Raw genomic sequence first — 16,593 nt, 5'->3', positions numbered from 1 at the left:
CGCGTCGTCTCAGGCGGTCACCTTCAGGGTGGATCCGCCCGAGGCGACGCGCCGCACTGCGATGCGCTCGGCGATCTGGTCGCGCAGCTCGGCCACGTGGGAGACGATGCCGACGGTGCGCCCGCCGGCGCGCAGGTGGTCGATCTGGGCCATGACCGCCTGGAGGGTGTCGGCGTCCAGGGTGCCGAAGCCCTCGTCGATGAAGAGGGTCTCCAGGCTCACGCCCCCGGACTCGGCCGAGACGACGTCGGCCAGGGCGAGGGCCAGTGACAGGGAGACGTAGAAGGTCTCCCCGCCCGAGAGGGTCCGGGGGTCGCGGGTGCGTTCGTCTCCGAGGTGGTCGACGACGGCCAGGCCCAGTCCCTTGCGGCGCCGGCGCTGGCTGGTCTCCTCGGCGACCCGGATGAGCTCGTAGCGCCCGGAGGACATCTGGGACAGGCGCTCGTTGGCGAAGACGAGGACCTCCTCGAAGCGGGCCTGCAGCACCCAGGTGGCCAGGGGCGTGCCGGCCTCGTTCTCCCCGCGGGCGAGGTTCGCCACCCGGATGAGGTCGGCGCTGGAGCCGGCCGCCTCCTCATAGGCGGTGGCCGCCTGCTCGACGCCGTCGACGGCCCGGCGCAGGTGCTCGTGGGACTCTGCGGCGCGCGCCTGAGCGGAGGCGGCCTGCCGGGCGGCGGCGTCCGCTTGGGCGAGCTCGGCGGTGGCGGCCTCGAGGCGGTCCTCCTCCTGGCCGCTCAGGGCGGCGATCTGTGGGTCCTCCAGCCCCAGGCGGACCCGCTCGCGGGCGGTGGCGGCGGCGCGCACGCCGGCCGACAGGGCCTCGATGGCACCGCGCTCCATGAGGGCCGCCGTTGCCTGGGCCGCACCAGTGAAGCCCTCCTCCGTCAGCGCGGCGGCCAGGTCGGCCAGGGCGCTGCGGGCCTGAGCTAGGGCGGTGCGGGCGGTGTCGACGTCCTGGGAGGCGTCCTCGGCCTCCTTGGCCCGCACGAGGAGTGCGGCGGCGCGGGCGGTGACGCTCGGCCAGGTCCCGTGCGCCTCCAGGCAGCGCTGCTGGTCCTGGGCGAGGGCTTCGCGCTCGGCCTCCAGGCGGCTGCGGGCCGACTCCTGGGCGGAGCGGGCGGCATCGAGCGCGGCGCGCTCCTGCTCGGTGCCGGCATCGAAGGCCTCGAGGCGCTCCACCAGCTCCTCGACGCCGTCGGCCGCGGCCCGCGCCGTGGCCAGGGAGGTGGCGGCCGCCTCCAGCGCCTCCTGGGCGGCGGGGGCATCCATGCCGTCACTGGTGCGCTGGGCTTCCTGAAGCCGGGTGGCACAGGCGTCTCGCTCCCGGACGGCGCTGCTGAGCGCCTCGTCGGCCTGCCGCTGCTGCTCCTCAGCGGCCTCGACCTGCTGGCGGGTGGCGCCGTCGGTGCCGGCGGTGGCGGGGGAGGGGTGCGTGGTCGAGCCACACACGGGGCAGGGCTCGCCCTCGGTGAGCTCACCGGCGAGCGCCCCGGCGGTCCCGGAGATCCAGGCCAGGCGGGTGGCGCGAACCTGTTCGGTCGCCTCCCGCGCGAGCGCCGCCGCCTGAGCGCAGGCATTGTCCCGCTGGGCGAGCTGCGCGCTGAGCTGCTCGACGGCCAGGGCCGCCCGGTGACGTTCCTCGGCCCGGGCCCGGCGGTCCTGAAGGCCGTCGAGGCGCTCGTGGGCCGCGCGCGCCGCCTCCAGGGTCTCCACCAGGGCGGTGCGCTGCGCGGGGCGCTCGGCGAGCTTCTCCGTGCGCTGCTCCAGCTGGATGGCGGCCCGCTGCAGCTCCGCCTCCCGCTTTTGTAAGGCGCTTTCGCGCTCGGGGAGGCCGGCCTCCAGGTCCACCAGGGTCTCGAGCTGCCCGTGCTCGCGACGGTAGCGGTGCGCCAGGTCGTCAAGGTCGCGGGGGCTCAGAGCCTCGGCGCGCTCCGTCTCCGATTCATCGGCCGCCACAGGGGTCTCTGCCGCCTCGGAGTCCTGTGGGGCCGTGTCCACTTCGGTAGTGCCGGCGCTCGCCTGGCTGGGGTCATCCTCGAGGGCGGTGAGCTGGCGCTGCGCCTCACGGGCCAGGGGCTCGACGAGAGCGGCGGGTGTCACCGTGGCACCATGACTGCGAGCCGCGCTGCCGGTGGCCTCCTCTGCGCTGTCGGCACTGGTGTCTCCGGCCTGTTCGGCCAGGTGGGCCAGTCCGCTCTGGTCGGCGCGGGCGGCCAGTGCGGCGACGGCCTGCTGGGCGCGGTGACGGGCGGCCTGCTCGGCGACCAGGTAGGGCCGCACCCGGGAGGCGCGCTCGGCGGTCTGGAGACGCCGGGCGTCGTCGGCTTCTTGCTCGGCGCGCTCGGCCAGCCGCTCGTTCTCCTCAATGAGGGCCCGGCGCCGCTCCAGGAGGTCGTGGAGGCTCTGGGCTTCCTCGCGGGCCGACTGCGCCCGGGTGAGGACCGTCCCCGCGGCCTCAGAGTGGGCCTCGGCCGATGCGACCCGGTTGCTGGAGGCCTTCAGAACCTCAGCCCCGATGCGGCGAAGAGCCACCAGGTCCGGGGCGGCTCCCGCCATCGCCGCCTCCAAGGCCTGGGCCGGCGTCGGAGCCGGGCCGGCGTCGGCCTCCTGAGGCTCCGCGCGGCCGGCGTCATCCATGGGCAGCGGCAGCGCGTCCTGGGTCCCCCCGGACGGGGCCTCCTGAGACGAGTTATCCGGTGGCGAGTCCTCAGGGAGAGCCGCCTGATCGGCGTCGGCAGTCTCCTCACCGGTATCTGCGGGCTCAGCGGGGGAGGGGACCTCGGTGAGGAGGGGGTACCGTCCCAGGGAGGCGACTTGCCCGCGCAGGTCGGCCGCGGCCTGCTCGACCCGCCGGGCCCCGTCCCGGGAGGCCTGGATGAGGGCGTCCTGGATGGCGTCGTAGATGCCGGTGCCGAAGACGTCCTTGAGGAGGTGCTGGCGCTCGGAGGAGTCGGCGCGCAGGAACCGGGCGAACTTGCCCTGCGGCAGGACGACCGTCTGCGTGAACTGCTCCCGGCTTAAGCCCACGGCGCGCGCGATCTCCGCGTCGGCGTCGCCCACGCGGGTGACGGGCTCGTCGAGCGGCTCCCCGCCGACCTCAGCCAGGTGCCAGAGCTTGACGGTGCCGTTCTGGGTGGTGGTGCCCTGGCCGCGCCGCTTGGCCCGCTCGTAGGTGGGGGTGCGGCGCACCCGGTAGACGCCGGCGCCGGTGGAGAAGACGAGCTCGATGACGCTCTCGGTGTGCGGGCCCACGAGGGTGGAGCGGATGCGCTCCTTGGAGGAGTCGGCCGAGTCGGCCACGTCCCCGTAGAGGGCGAAGACGATCGCGTCGATGATGGTGGTCTTGCCCGAGCCGGTGGGGCCGGTGAGCAGGAAGCGGCCTGAGGCGCCCACGGCGTCGAAGTCGATGTGCTCCCGCCCCGCGTAGGGGCCGATGCCGGTCATGGTCAGGGAGTGGATCCTCATCGCTCGCTCCTCACGCTGGCCAGGGCGGACTCATAGGCGCTGCGCAGGACGCCGCGCTCGGAGGGGTCGGGGGCGCGCCCGCAGACGTCGTCGAAGAAGTCCTCGGTGATGCGCAGCGGGTCGGCCGCGGCGGTGACGGAGATGCGCTCGCGGGCGGTGCGCGTGGGGGCCTCGTGCTGAAAGGCCAGGAGGCTGGGGAAACGCTCCTTGAGGGTGGCTAGGGCACCGGGTGGCCGCTCGCCCTGGAGGATGACGCGCACCCAGGCGCCGGCGGCGTCGTCGAAGGCGGGGGAGAGGAGCTCCGGCATGGTGCCGGTCAGGGTGCGCACCTGGTGCAGGACCGGGGTGGGGATGCGCTCCAGACCGGTGACGCCGTCGGCGCTGAGATCCAGCAGGACGGAGGACTTGGTGGCGCAGTTGCGGGCGCCTTCGGCCTCGTCGAAGGAGAAGGGCAGGGGCGAGCCGGAGTAGACCAGGCGCGGGCCGGTGGGCCGGGTGAGCTCCTGGGGCCGGTGGAGGTGGCCGAGGGCCACGTAGTCCAGGCCGCCGCTGCACTCGGCCAGGGGTGAGCCGCCCAAGGTGGTGAAGACGCCGGAGGGCACGGAGTCGACGCCGCCGACGCGGATGTCCCGCTCGGACTCACAGGCCTCACCGCCGACGACGAAGGCGTGGGCCATGAGCAGGCTCGGCAGGCGCCGGGTGTGGCGGGCGCGCAGACGGTCCAGGTCCGTGGCCAAGAGGCGCAGGGCGGCGGAGACGACGGCCTCGTGGGAGCGGGGCAGGCGCGGGCGCTCCGGCGGGTCGGGCTGGGAGGCGGTGTCCCCACCCTTGGCCCGGTCTTCCCCTGCTGTGTGTTTCGTGGGGATCTCCTCGCCGAGGCGTTCGGCGAGGAGGGGCGGGAGGATCTCGCGGGCTGCGTCGGGGTCGAGGTAGGGCAGGGCGTGGACGATGGCGGCCGCGTTGCCGTCGGCGTCGGGCAGGATGATGCCGCGGTCGAGGCCGGCGGTGCGGGCCCGGATGATGAGGCCCTCGCGCATGAGGTCGGCGGCGAAGCCGAGGCGGCGGGCGGAGTCGTGGTTGCCGGGGGTCAGGACCACCCGGGTGCGCTCGGTCAGGCGGCGCAGCGTCTCATCCAGGAGGGCGACGGCGTCATTGGGTGGGATGGCGCGGTCGTAGACGTCCCCGGCGACGAGGACGGCATCGACTGACTCGGCGGTGACGAGCTCGACGAGGTGGTCGGTGAAGGCGGCGTGCGCGTCATCGAGCACGCGCCCGTGGAAGGTGCGCCCCAGGTGCCAGTCGGAGGTGTGGAGGATCCGCATGCCGACACTGTCTCACGGCCCACCGACATCAATGACTGCGGTCTGTGGCGGTCAGTCTCCGGCCGTATGGTCCGGGTCGTCCTCGGTACCGTTCTGCTCATCCTCTGAGTCCGATGGCGTCTCAAAGAGTTTCTCTGCGTCCTCAATTCTTCCAGCGGCGCGATAGGCATCGGCGAGGTTGTTGCGTGTGGTGAGGGTGTCGGGGTGGTGGGGGCCCAGGATGCGCGTGCGGCCTTCGAGGGTCTGCTCGAATAGGGGGATGGCTTCGTTGAGTCTGCCGGCAGTCTGGTAGGCGCCGGCGAGGTTGTTGCGTGAGAGCAGGGTGTGGGGATGGTGGGGTCCCAGGAGGTTCTCGAAGTCCTTGAGGGTCTGTTCGAATAGGGGGATGGCTTCGTTGAGTCTGCCGGCAGTCTGGTAGGCGCCGGCGAGGTTGTTGCGTGAGTTCAGGGTGTGGGGATGGTGGGGTCCCAGGATGCGGGTGCGGTCTTCGAGGTTCTGCTCGTGCAGGGGGATGGCCTCGTTGAGCCTGCCTGCGTCGTGGTAGGCGTTGGCGAGGTTGTTGCGTGTGGTGAGGGTGTCGGGGTGGTGGGGGCCCAGGATGCGGGTGCGGTCTTCGAGGTTCTGCTCGTGCAGGGGGATGGCCTCGTTGAGCCTGCCCGCTGTCTGGTAGGCGCCGGCGAGGTTGTTGCGTGCGGTCAGGGTGTGGGGGTGGTGGGGGCCCAGGATGCGGGTGCGGTCTTCGAGGTTCTGCTTGTACAGGGGGATGGCCTCGTTGAGCCTGCCCGCGTCGTGATAGGCGCTTGCGAGGTTGTTGCGTGCGGTCAGGGTGTCGGGGTGGTGGGGTCCCAGGATGCGGGTGCGGTCTTTGAGGGTCTGCTCGTACAGGGGGACGGCCTCGTCGAGCCTGCCTGCGTCCCGGTAGGCGCCGGCGAGGTTGTTTCGTGAGGTGAGGGTGTCGGGGTGGTGGGGTCCCAGGATGCGGGTGCGGTCTTTGAGGGTCTGCTCGTACAGGGGGACGGCCTCGTCGAGCCTGCCCGCTGTCTGGTAGGCACCGGCGAGGTTGTTGCGTGCGGTCAGGGTGCTGGGGTGATCGGGGCCCAGGGTGTCGCCCGCCCGTGTAACAGAATCAGTAAGGGCAAGCGCCAGATGTGGCATCCCAAGGTCGGTCGCATTCCGCAGAGTCGTTGCGAGTAGTGCAGCAAAATTCGGATCGGAGAATAGTGGGCGAGAGTAGCCTTGTGGTGTGATGGTACCTATTTGTTCGACGAGATTGCGTGTTTCCTGTCGCTGCTGTTCAAAATTTTCTATCTGGTCCACGTCGATCTCGTTGAGAAGGGTTGTTGTGTGCGCACGTGCCTCGCTCAACTTCTCTTGGTTGCTCAGGTAGGTTTCGCGGTAAACTTGTCCTTGGAGGCGGTGAATAATGGTCTTGTTGCCGTCGATGGATCTTTGGAGAATTGATGATATCTTTAGGAATTGTAGGGTGTCTCGAACTGCGTCGGAGTCATCGTCGAGCTCCAGAAGCCAGTGAGTCGGCACTCCGGAAGCAGCGAGAAGGGACAGTATGCCAAGGAGTGAGGTGGCGATGCTCTCCTGTTGAGGATGCTTGGTTCTGAGCTGCTCCAAGGCCTGTTCGTAGGCCATGAACAGTGCAACGCCGACGGCGTCCGGGTAGTCATCACCCTCGAGACGGCTGATGCTTGACTCGAGCGGGTGGTTGCTCAGTCTCTCAAGATAGTTGGATAGGGAGTATTGCCCTGACTTGGCTGTTGCGGCCGCTTGGGCCACGGCGACAGGGAGGTCGCCGAGCACCTCTGCGATCTGGTTGGCCGTATCTCGGTGAGCGTCACCGGTGTGTTGGCAGAGGAGAGTGATTGACTGCTCGCGATCAAAGACACCGACTGCCAATGGCGACCATCCCAAACTGTTCCAGTCAAGGTGGCGCGTCGTGGTGATGATGGCTCGGATGCCGTTTCCCTCAGGGGTAAGATCTCTCAGATCGTCGAGATTCTCCACGTTGTCGAAGACGAAGAGACGGTCCGCTGTATCTGCTGAGCGCAGCTGATCCAGGAAACGCCGAACAATAATCCCCGGAGGAACATCCTTTGGTGCATCAATACCGATGTGCAGTGCAAGTTCGTAGAGGTCTGCAACAATCTCCTGACGTGTGGCCGCGTTGATCCAGGCGACTAGGAACCATTCCTCCTCCTCGCATCTGGTCGCAACAGCAGCGGCCAGCTGGGTCTTGCCACTCCCTCTCATCCCCGTCAGAACTGTGCGAGGCTCAGCGTGAGTGAAGATGGCATCGAAGAGCTCGTCCTGCCCTTCTCGCTTGATGAAGCCTGCGCTGACCCTGGGGCGGCTACCGAAGCGAATCCGCGTGGGTGAGGCAGGTTGGCTCTGCGGGGTCGCGCTATGGATCTCCTTAATGTCCGTCGCCATCGTCCCCAGCAGTTCGTGAGTCTCTGCTTGCCTCTCCAGCAGCTGTTCTTGCCCTGCGAGTAGCTGTTCCTGGCCTGCGAGCAGCTGCTTGAGTGCGGCGATGTCGAAACCGCGTGAGCCTGGTGCGAGATGGATGAACTCTTCGGCGACGATGTGGGTCAGGTCGTTGAAGAAAGGCTCGGCTGCCGCCTCGACGTTTTGGCGGCGGCCTGCCGTCCGCCGTCGGAGGTAGGTCTCAAAGTTGTCCGGGAACCGCACCGCCTCAAGGACTGTGGTGTCGTCCCCGCTGAGCTCCTTGAGTGCCACCTCCATCTCGGTGACGGCTCCGGCCAGGGCAGATCGAGTGGCTCCGGTCCGCTTGTACCGCTCATGGGCGTCATCCACCTGCTTCTGAAGTCGGGCCTTGATGGACGCCTCCAGCGGATTCTCCTGTCCACCCCGCTCCTGCTGCAGACGTCTCAGGCTGCGCCACGCGTTGAGGGTCTCGCCAGGCAGTGATGCCGCGCTGCTCCACGAAGGATCAACGGCCACAGCGGCTCCACGCATAAGCAGCCCGGTTATGCTGGCAGACAGGACGGCGAAGGAGAGGGGATCGGCCATGCTGCTATCGTACAAGCGGTCAGCGGCCCCGAAACAGAATTTTCACGGCGTCCCGAAGAGCTTCTTTGCCTCCTCGGATCTCCCCGCGGCAAGGTAGGCATTGGCGAGGTTGTTGCGCGAGGTGAGAGTGACAGGGTGAGCAGGTCCCAGGGTGCGGGTGCGGTCTTCGAGGTTCTGCTCGAAGAGGGTGATGGCCTCGTCGAGCCTGCCCGCGTCCCGGTAGGCGCCAGCGAGCGTGCTGCGTGAGGTGAAGGTGTCGGGGCGGTCAGGACCCAGAATGCGGATGAAGTCGGTGAGGTTCTGCTCGAACAGACGGATGGCTTCGTCGAGCCTGCCCGTATCCCGGTAGGCGCCAGCGAGACTGTGGCGTGAGGCCAAGGTTTCCGGATGGTCGAGGCCCAGGGCGCGAGCAACGTCGTCGAGGTTCCGCTCGAACAGACGGATGGCCTCGTGGAGCCTGCCGGCGTCCCGGTAGGCGCCAGCGAGCGTGGCGCGCGAGGCCAAGGTTTCAGGGTGGTTGGGGCCCGCGAGACGGGTGAATTCCTCGAGGTTCTCCTGGTATAGGGCGATGGCCTCGTGCAGTCTGCCCGCATCCCGGTAGGCGCCAGCGAGACTGTGGCGTGAAGCCAAGGTTTCAGGATGGTCGAGGCCCAGGGCGCGGCTAACCTCGTCGAGGTTCTGCTCGAACAGGGGGATGGCCTCACTGAGCCTGCCCGCATCCCGGTAGGTAGCGGCGAGGTTGTTACGTGCGGCCGAGGCGCCGGGGCTGTCGGGACCCATGATGCGCATGGCGTCTGCGAGGATCTGCTTCTTCAGGGTGATGGCCTCGTCGAATCGGCCCGCTTCCCGGTAGGCTCCGGCCAGTTCGTCGCGTGCGGTGAGGGTGCTGCGGTGGTCGGGGCCCAAGATGCGGCTGCGGCCGCTGAAAACCTGCTCGTACAGGGGGATGGCCTGATCGAGCCTGCCGGCTGCCTGGTAGGCGCCGGCGAGGTTGAGACGTGAGGTCAGGGTGCTGGGATGGTCGGTGCCCAGGACGCGGATGGAGTCCTCAAGGGTCTGCTCGTACAGGGGGATGGCCTTATCGAGCCTGCCCGCGTCCCGGTATGTGCTGGCGAGGTTGTTGCGTGAAGCCAGGGTGTCGGGGTGGTGGGGGCCCAAGACGTCGCAGGCCTGGGTCACGGAGTCAGTGAGACTAAGGGCCATCTGCGACATCCCAAGACTGGTTGCGTCGTGCAGTGTCTCGGCGAGTTTTGAAGGCACCTGTGGCTCAGAGAATAATGAATGAGAGTATTCCTGTGATGTGACTGAGAGAAACTGCTCGATGAGATGGTGGGTCTCGTCTCGCCGCTGTTCAACATTCTCTAGGCGGTCTACGTCAATCCCGCCGAGAAGTGTTGCTGCGTGCGAACGCGCCTCACTGAGCTTCTTCTGGTCATTCAGGTAGGTTTCCCGGTACACGTGTCCCTGGAGCCAGTGAATAATGGTCTTGTTGCCGTCACTGGACTCTTGGAAGATAGCGGCGCTCTTCAGGAAAGACAAGGTGTCGCGTACTGCATCGGAGTCGCCGTCGAGCCTCAAGAGCCAGTGAGTCGGCACTCCGGAAGCAGCCAGGAGGGACAGTGCGTCGAGGAGCGATACGGCGATCCTCTCCTGCCGAGGGTGCTTGGTTCTGAGCTGCTCCAAGACCTGTTCATAGGCCATGAGCAGTGCGATGCCGACGGCGTCGGGGTAGTTGGCACCTTCGAGGTGACTGATGCGTGACTCGAGCGGGTGATGACTGAGCCTGTTGAGGTAGCCGGATAAGGAGTATCCACCCTGTTGTGCTGTCGCGGCGGCTTGGGTGATGGCGACGGGCACGTCGCCCAGCGCATCCGCGATCCGGTCAGCAGCTTCGCGGTGAGTGTCGCCAGTGTGCTCGCACAGGAGGGAGATCGACTGCTCCCGATCGAAGGTGCCAACCGTCAACCGCAGCCACCCCAGGCGGTCCCAGTCGAGGTGGCGCGGGGTGGTGATGAGGGTCCGGACTCCAGTGCCCTTGGGGATGAAGTCTCTCAGGTCGTCCGGATTCTCCACGTTGTCGAAGACGAAGAGGCGGTCCGCAGCCTCTGCTGAGCGCAGCCGATCCAGGAGGCGCCGAACAATGACCTCCAGAGGAATGTTCTTCGGTGCGTCGATACCGATGCGCAGTGCGAGCTCGTAGAGACCAGCAAGGATCTCCTTGCGTGAGGCTGCATGAATCCACGTGACCAGGGGCCAGCCGTCCTCCTCGCACCTGGCCGCCACCGCAGCGGCCAGCCGAGTCTTGCCGCTTCCCCGCATCCCCGTCAGAACCGTGCGAGGCTCGGAGCGAGCGAAGACGGCGTCGAAGAGCTCATCCTGCCCCTGCCGCTTGACGAAACCTGGGGCGATCGCGGGACGACTTCCGAAGCGAATTCGCATAGGAGAAGCAGATGGGTGGCGAGTGGTCATGCTGCGAATCTCCCCGATGTTAGCCGACGTCCTCAGCGGCTCGTGAGTCTGCGCTTACCCCAGGGGGTGGCCGCGCCGCCTATCGTACAAGCGGACGACAACGCTGGAACAGGATTCGTACGGCGTCGGAGCTCGACGCTGAGGAGCACAGAAATCACGTGGGGCAACGGAAGAATCCGTTGCCCCACGTGAAGAATGCCGGCGGAGATGAATTGAGCCCGGCGGCAAGGGCTCCGTCAGGCGGCGATGGTGCCGGCGGCTACCAGGACGATGATGATGAGGCCCAGCAGCACGCGGTATACGAGGAAGGACGTGAACTTGTTGGAGGACACGAAGCGCAGCAGCCAGGCAATGGTCGCGTAGGCGACGACGCCGGAGACAACGGTCGCGACAATGGTGGGCGTCCAGCCCACGGTGTTGCTGATGGTGCTGGCCTCCGTTGCGGCCTCCAGCAGTCCGGCCGCGACCAGGGATGGGATGCCCATGTAGAAGGACAGGCGCGTGGCCGTCACCCGGTCGAACTTGAGGAAGAGGCCGGCCGAGATCGTCGCCCCGGAGCGGGAGATACCGGGGAACACCGGGGCCAGGGCCTGGAATGCACCGATGATGAGGGCGTCCTTGACAGTCACGTCCTTCATGCCCTTGCTGAGGTTCTGCTGGTGGTCGGCCAGCCACATGGCCCCCGACCAGATGATGAGGGCCCCGGCGATCACCCACAGGGAGCGGACCGGCCCCTCGATGAAGTCCTTGAACAGCAGTCCGACGGCGGCCACCGGGATCGATCCCAGGATGATGCCCCAGCCGAGCGTGTAGTCGGGGTCCTGGCGGGCCTGCTGGTTGCTCAGTCCCTTGAACCAGGCGGTGACGATGCGGACGATGTCGGCCCAGAAGTAGATGATGGCGGCGATGATCGCACCGACCTGGATGACGGCGGTGAAGGCGGTCATGCCGGCGGAGTTGATCTCGTAGCCGAGCAGCTTCTCGACGATGTTGAGGTGACCGGTGGAGGACACCGGGAGGAACTCGGTGATGCCCTCGACGATGCCGAGGAGGATGGCGTGCAGCCAGTTCAAAGGGACTCCTGGGGTGGATGGATAGTGGACTCACGGCAGGTTACCGGCGCACGGGGTGGGGAAACGGCCGGGTCACTGTGGTACCCGCCGCAGCGGTGGCGGTTCAGCCGCGCGGCGACACCGGGGCAAAGGCCCAACTCTGCGGCCGCATATCAGTTTGTATCCCTTTTATAACGTTGGATGCGGGACAAGTCCAGCCCGTGCGGCCTCGGCGTGTGGCCCCGAGGAGCGGCTGCTTCCGTCGTGCGGTGTCCAGTAGCGCCCCGCCATCGTGCAGTGTGGGCTACCCCTTACCCAAAGTGTCTTGGCTCACTTTTGCGCGTTTTAGATCTTTTAGATCTTTTATAACTTCGGGGCGCACTAGTGTCCAGCAGATGGGGTTGCGGCTCAAGCGGGCCGGCTCAGTCCGTCTCAGCGCTCAGGTGGTGCAGGGCGACGTCGTGCAGGAGTGAGTTCGTGGCCACGGCATTGCCCCCGAAGGGTCCGGGCTCGCCGTCCAGGGAGGTGAAGCGCCCGCCCGCCTCGGTGACCACGGGCACGAGCGCCGCCATGTCGTAAAGCTCGAGCTCGGGCTCGGCGGCCAGGTCCACGGCGCCCTCGGCCACGAGCATGTAGGACCAGAAGTCCCCGTAGGCGCGGGTGCGCCAGCACGACTGCATGAGCCCCAGCATCCCGCGCAGCCGCTTGGTCTGAGCCCACCCCGACAGCGAGGAGTAGGACATCGAGGCCCGGGTGAGGTCGTCGACGCCGGACACCGACAGCCGCCGCGCCGAGCTCAGGGAGCGCCCGGTCCAGGCCCCGCCGCCGGACACGGCCCACCAGCGCCTCCCCAGCGCGGGGGCCGAGACTAGCCCGACGACGCACTGGCCGTCCTCGATGAGGCCGATGAGCGTGGCCCACACCGGCACGCCCCGCACGAAGTTCTTGGTCCCGTCGATCGGGTCGATGACCCACTGACGCGAGGAGTGCCCGGTGGTGGGCAGCTCCTCACCCAGGACGGAGTCGCGCCCGCGCGCCCGCCCCAGCTGCTCGCGGATGACGCGCTCGGCCTCCTTGTCGGCCTCGGTGACCGGTGTGAGGTCCGACTTGGTCTCCACGGTGAAGTTGCCGGCGTCGAAGCGGGCCAGGGTGAGGCTGTCCACCTTGTTGGCGATCGTGTGCGCCAGGTGCAGGTCATCGCGCCAGCGCCGTTGCTTGGCCGGGGGAGCCGTCAGCGCGGGCTGCGCCGCTGCCGGTGAGGGCGCCGCGGGCGGTTCCGGAAAGACGGGGCGCTGTGGGCGGGGAGTCTCGCTCATGGCACCACGGTAACGGGGGAGCGGGCTCGGCGAGACCCCACCGTCGTCGGGCGCGCCACCCGGCAGGCCGCCCGGCGTGTGCCGAGTCGTTACCTCGCCGTGAGATTCCTGGCGGCGTCAGAGGTGTGCGGGAGGTGTGGGGGAGCGATGGTTTATTTCCCGTTATATTGCGGAAGAACGGCGTCGGTCATCGCGCGGATAGGTGCCTTCGATTTGGCGGGCTGTTATTGGTTCGTTACGCTGACGAGTATGACCCAACCCGGGAGGCTCAATGCAGCATAATGCCGGTTTTACCAGGGATGACGTCGTCACAGCGGCCCTTGAGATCGGTGTGGACCGGTTCACGATGGGCAAGGTGGCGCGTCGGCTCGGGGTGAGTGCGGCTGATCTGGGACGCACCGTCAGCTCGCGCGACGACCTGCTCGTGGCTTGCCTGGAGCGTGTGTCCGCCGACGTCACACTGCCCCCCACCGGCCTGAGCTGGCAGGACTACCTGCGCCGGCTCTCCGACTCGCTGTGGGACGTGCTCGACGCCCATCCCGGCCTGGACCACACCCTCATCAACCTGGCCTGGGCCTACGTGCCCTTCATGTCCGTGGCCAAGCGCGCCCACAACGCCCTCGTCTCCGGGGGCCTGCGCAGCGAGGACGCCTACCTGGCGCTCAACTACACCCTCTCAACGGTTCTGACCGCCCACCAGCAAGCGGTCGCCATGGCCGAGACCGTCGAGTCCGACCGTCAGCCGGGCCGGAGCGAGCGCGGCATCGACGTCGCCACCCGCATGTGGGACGAGCGCTTCGGCGACTCGAACGCCGCCCTGGGCATGCGTGGGCCCAATGAGCTGCACAGTGGCGACGACGCCGACCGCGTCCCCTTCCGCCCCAAGGAGTCCTGGCTGGACCGCGGTGCGATGGCCCCCAAGCTGGAGGTCATCATCGGCGGCTTCTCCGGCCTGAGCGACGTCCTGTCCGGCGCCGGGAGCCCCGGCGCCTCACGGGGGCCATCCCCCGCTTCACAGTCCAACGACACCAGGGAGTCCTCCGTGAACACTCTCGTTCTCGTCTTCCACCCCAACATCTCCGAGTCCCGGGTCAACAAGGCCCTCGGGGCCGCGGCGGAGTCGCTCGGCGGCAACATCACCGTGCGCTACATGTACGACCTCTACCCCGACTTCAACATCGATGTGGCCACCGAGCAGGCGGCTCTGCTGGGCGCCGACCGCATCGTGCTGCAGTACCCCATGTACTGGCTCTCCTGCCCGCCCCTGCTCAAGAAGTGGCTCGACGACGTCCTCACCTTCGGCTGGGCCTACGGCTCGACCGGCACGGCCCTGCACGGCAAGGAGCTCCTCCTGGCCGTCAGCGTCGGCGGCGCCGGCAGCGCCTACGGCCGCGAGGGCGCGCACATCTACACGATCCACGAGTTCCTGCGGCCTATGCAGGGAACCTCGCGAGTCATCGGCACCAAGTACGCGGTGCCCTTCCTGTCGGTGGGCGCCCTGGAGATCACCGATGAGGCCATCGCCCGCCGGGCGCAGGACTACGCCGCGGTCCTCCAGACCCCCGAGCTCCCGCTGCTCGACATCTTCGGCTGAGGTCCTTCAGCGGTCCTGAGCTACTGGGTCCCCGTCGGCGTAATGACCGGCGGGGACCCGGCGTATCTGTGGGGAGCGCCGTAGGATTTCGGCATGGTTGAGATCGTTGCGTACCGGCCGGAGCAGCGTCAGGTGCTGCTGGACCTGTCCCTGCGCGCCTGGGCTCCGGTCTTCCCACTCATGGAGCAGGACGTGCCCGCCTTCGTCTACCGCTCCTTCTACCCCGAGGGCTGGCGGCAGCGACAGTCCTCCGATCTTGCCGAGGTCCTCGACGGCGAGCCCGACGGCGTCGACGTCGCCGTTGTCGACGGTCGCCCGGTGGGCTGGGTGTGCACCCGTCTGCATCCCGAGGACAGGATGGGCGAGGTCTATATCGTCGTCGTCGACCCCGACTACCAGCGTCGCGGCATTGGCCGTGCCCTCATGAACCACTCCATGGAGCGGGCCCGGGCCGCCGGGATGGCCATGGTGATGGTGGAGACCGGCGGGGACCTGGGGCACGCCCCGGCCCGCGCCACCTACGAGGGACTCGGCTTCCAGCGCTGGCCGGTGGCGCGCTACTTCAAGGACCTGGCCGACGGCGACTGAGACACCCGTGAGACGCCCCGAGGGCCCAGACCGGCAAACCGGCCTGGGCCCTCAGGCATGTGGACGCTGCCTGCTGGCGGACTCAGCCGCGGCGGTCCAGAACCGGCAGGTCCGTGGACTGCAGGGTGGCGGCGTAGTCCTCAGCCCGCTGAGCCAGGGCCTCATCGGTGATGGTGAGGATCCCGGTGGTGGTGAAAGGTGCCAGGTAGGTCATCTGGACCATGTTGGCCGTCGCCTGGAGGGGGCGCAGCAGCTCGGTGAGCGTGTAGCCGTAGGAGGACTCGTGGCTGTAGGCGTCACCGGGACCGCCGGTGCTGACGGCCACCAGCAGCTCCTTGCCGGCCAGGGCCTTACCGGTTGAGCCGTAGGCCCAGCCGTAGAGGAGCACGTCGTCGAGCCACTGCTTGAGCAGTGCGGGGGTGGAGTACCAGTACATGGGGAACTGGAGGACGACCCGGTCGGCGGCCTCCAGGGCGGCCTGCTCAGCGGCGACGTCGACCTTCTGATCGGGGTAGAGGTCGTACATGTAGCGCACGGTGACGTCGTCTCCGAGGGCCTCGGCCCTGGCCGCCAGGGACCGGTTGGCGCGCGAGGTGGACATGTCGGGGTGGAAGACGAGAACGAGGGTCTTCATGAATGCTCCTGTTGTCAGACGATGATGGTGGGGCGTGGGGCTCGGCTCAGGGCTCCAGGAGCACCTTGATGGCGCGGCGCTCGTCCATGGCCTTGTAGGCCTCGGGGGCCTCCTCCAGGGGCAGGCGCAGGGTGAAGACCTTGCCGGGGTTGATCTCACGCTTGAGGATGCGGTCGATGAGGTCGGGCAGGAAGCGGCGCACGGGCGCGGGGCCGCCCAGCATATGGATCTCGGCGAAGAAGAGCTGGTCGCCGGGCAGGGAGACGCCGTGCGCCACGCCCACGTAGCCCAGGTGCCCGCCGGGGCGGCAGGAGGCGATGGCCTGCATCATCGAGGTCTGGTTGCCCACGGCCTCGACGACGCCGTGCGCGCCGTAGCCGCCGGTGAGCTCCTTGACCTTCGCGGCGCCCTCGTCGCCACGCTCGGCGATGACGACGTCGGCGCCGAACTCGCGGGCCAGCGCCGCCCGGTCCTCGTGACGGGAGAAGGCGATGACCTTTTCGGCTCCCAGGGCCTTGGCGGCCAGGACGGCGGACAGGCCCACGGCGCCGTCGCCGACCACCGCGATGGTCTTGCCGGGGCCGGCCTGGGCAGCGACGGCCCCGAACCAGCCGGTTCCCAGGACGTCGGAGGCGGCCAGCAGCGAGGCGATGACCTCGGGGTCCTCGGGCTTGCCGCCGGGAACGACGACGAGGGTCCCGTCGGCCAGGGCCACGCGCGTGTACTCGGCCTGGGTGTCCCCGATGAAACCGCCGTTGGCGCAGCGCGACTGGAAGCCGTCCTCGCAGATCTCGCAGGTGTTGTCGCTCAGGCAGAAGGAGCCGACGACGAAGTTGCCGACCTTGACGTTCTTGACGTCGTCGCCGATCTCGACGACGGTGCCCACGTACTCGTGGCCCATGGGGCGGGCCTCCTCCAGGGGCTGGATGCCCCGGTAGGGCCACAGGTCCGAGCCGCACACGCAGGCGGCCTCGAGCTTGATGACGGCGTCGGTGGGTTCGATGACGTGGGGGACCTCACGGTCCTCGACGCGGACGTCTCCGGCGGCGTGCATGACGACGCCGCGCATCGTGGTGGGCAGGGCAGGAGCAGAAGCAGTCACAGGTATGTC

The 16,593-nt window shown here is 68.2% G+C and carries 10 protein-coding genes; 2 read left to right on the top strand and 8 right to left on the bottom strand.

The window, feature by feature from the left end; translation table 11 throughout:
- Window positions 1-9: 9 nt before the first annotated feature.
- The 6 genes from HW274_RS09615 to hisN form a co-directional block, all read right to left on the bottom strand.
- Window positions 10-3,465, bottom strand: a complete 3,456-nt coding sequence (locus HW274_RS09615) for an AAA family ATPase (protein ID WP_185988708.1) — start codon at window positions 3,463-3,465, stop codon at window positions 10-12.
- Window positions 3,462-4,787 (bottom strand): exonuclease subunit SbcD, encoded by a 1,326-nt coding sequence (locus HW274_RS09610; protein ID WP_185988707.1) that lies wholly within the window; start codon window positions 4,785-4,787, stop codon window positions 3,462-3,464. Before HW274_RS09610 ends, HW274_RS09615 begins: the two co-directional genes overlap by 4 nt.
- Window positions 4,788-4,838: 51 nt before the next feature.
- Complete coding sequence (locus HW274_RS09605) at window positions 4,839-7,829, bottom strand: tetratricopeptide repeat protein (RefSeq protein WP_185988706.1); 2,991 nt, start codon at window positions 7,827-7,829, stop codon at window positions 4,839-4,841.
- A 42-nt stretch (window positions 7,830-7,871) separates the two neighbouring features.
- Window positions 7,872-10,298 (bottom strand): tetratricopeptide repeat protein, encoded by a 2,427-nt coding sequence (locus tag HW274_RS09600; RefSeq protein ID WP_185988705.1) that lies wholly within the window; start codon window positions 10,296-10,298, stop codon window positions 7,872-7,874.
- Between the two features lie 236 nt (window positions 10,299-10,534).
- The gene (locus tag HW274_RS09595) at window positions 10,535-11,371 is read right to left on the bottom strand and encodes an undecaprenyl-diphosphate phosphatase (protein WP_185988704.1); all 837 of its coding nucleotides are present in this window, start codon (window positions 11,369-11,371) and stop codon (window positions 10,535-10,537) included.
- Between the two features lie 401 nt (window positions 11,372-11,772).
- Window positions 11,773-12,666 carry a histidinol-phosphatase gene (gene hisN, locus HW274_RS09590; protein ID WP_003786930.1) on the bottom strand — a complete coding sequence of 298 codons (894 nt, stop codon included), beginning with the start codon at window positions 12,664-12,666 and terminating at the stop codon, window positions 11,773-11,775.
- A gap of 271 nt (window positions 12,667-12,937) precedes the next feature.
- Between hisN and HW274_RS12925 the strand changes: the two genes are divergently transcribed.
- Together HW274_RS12925 and HW274_RS09580 are read left to right on the top strand one after the other, a co-directional pair.
- A complete protein-coding gene (locus HW274_RS12925; protein WP_178385022.1) occupies window positions 12,938-14,260 on the top strand; it encodes an NAD(P)H-dependent oxidoreductase in 1,323 nt (440 codons plus the stop codon).
- Between the two features lie 93 nt (window positions 14,261-14,353).
- Window positions 14,354-14,848, top strand: a complete 495-nt coding sequence (locus HW274_RS09580) for a GNAT family N-acetyltransferase (RefSeq protein WP_075254584.1) — start codon at window positions 14,354-14,356, stop codon at window positions 14,846-14,848.
- Between the two features lie 82 nt (window positions 14,849-14,930).
- On the opposite strand, the gene HW274_RS09575 is transcribed toward HW274_RS09580, so the two are convergent.
- Both HW274_RS09575 and HW274_RS09570 read right to left on the bottom strand, forming a co-directional pair.
- The gene (locus tag HW274_RS09575) at window positions 14,931-15,482 is read right to left on the bottom strand and encodes an NAD(P)H-dependent oxidoreductase (RefSeq protein WP_075254583.1); all 552 of its coding nucleotides are present in this window, start codon (window positions 15,480-15,482) and stop codon (window positions 14,931-14,933) included.
- Between the two features lie 46 nt (window positions 15,483-15,528).
- Window positions 15,529-16,551 carry a zinc-dependent alcohol dehydrogenase family protein gene (locus tag HW274_RS09570; RefSeq protein ID WP_075254594.1) on the bottom strand — a complete coding sequence of 341 codons (1,023 nt, stop codon included), beginning with the start codon at window positions 16,549-16,551 and terminating at the stop codon, window positions 15,529-15,531.
- Window positions 16,552-16,593 lie beyond the last annotated feature (42 nt).

This window comes from Actinomyces sp. oral taxon 169 (genome assembly GCF_013394715.1).
Lineage (GTDB): Bacteria > Actinomycetota > Actinomycetes > Actinomycetales > Actinomycetaceae > Actinomyces.
The sequence above is the reverse complement of the archived record's forward strand: the minus strand, read 5'-3'. Positions and strand labels throughout refer to the sequence as shown.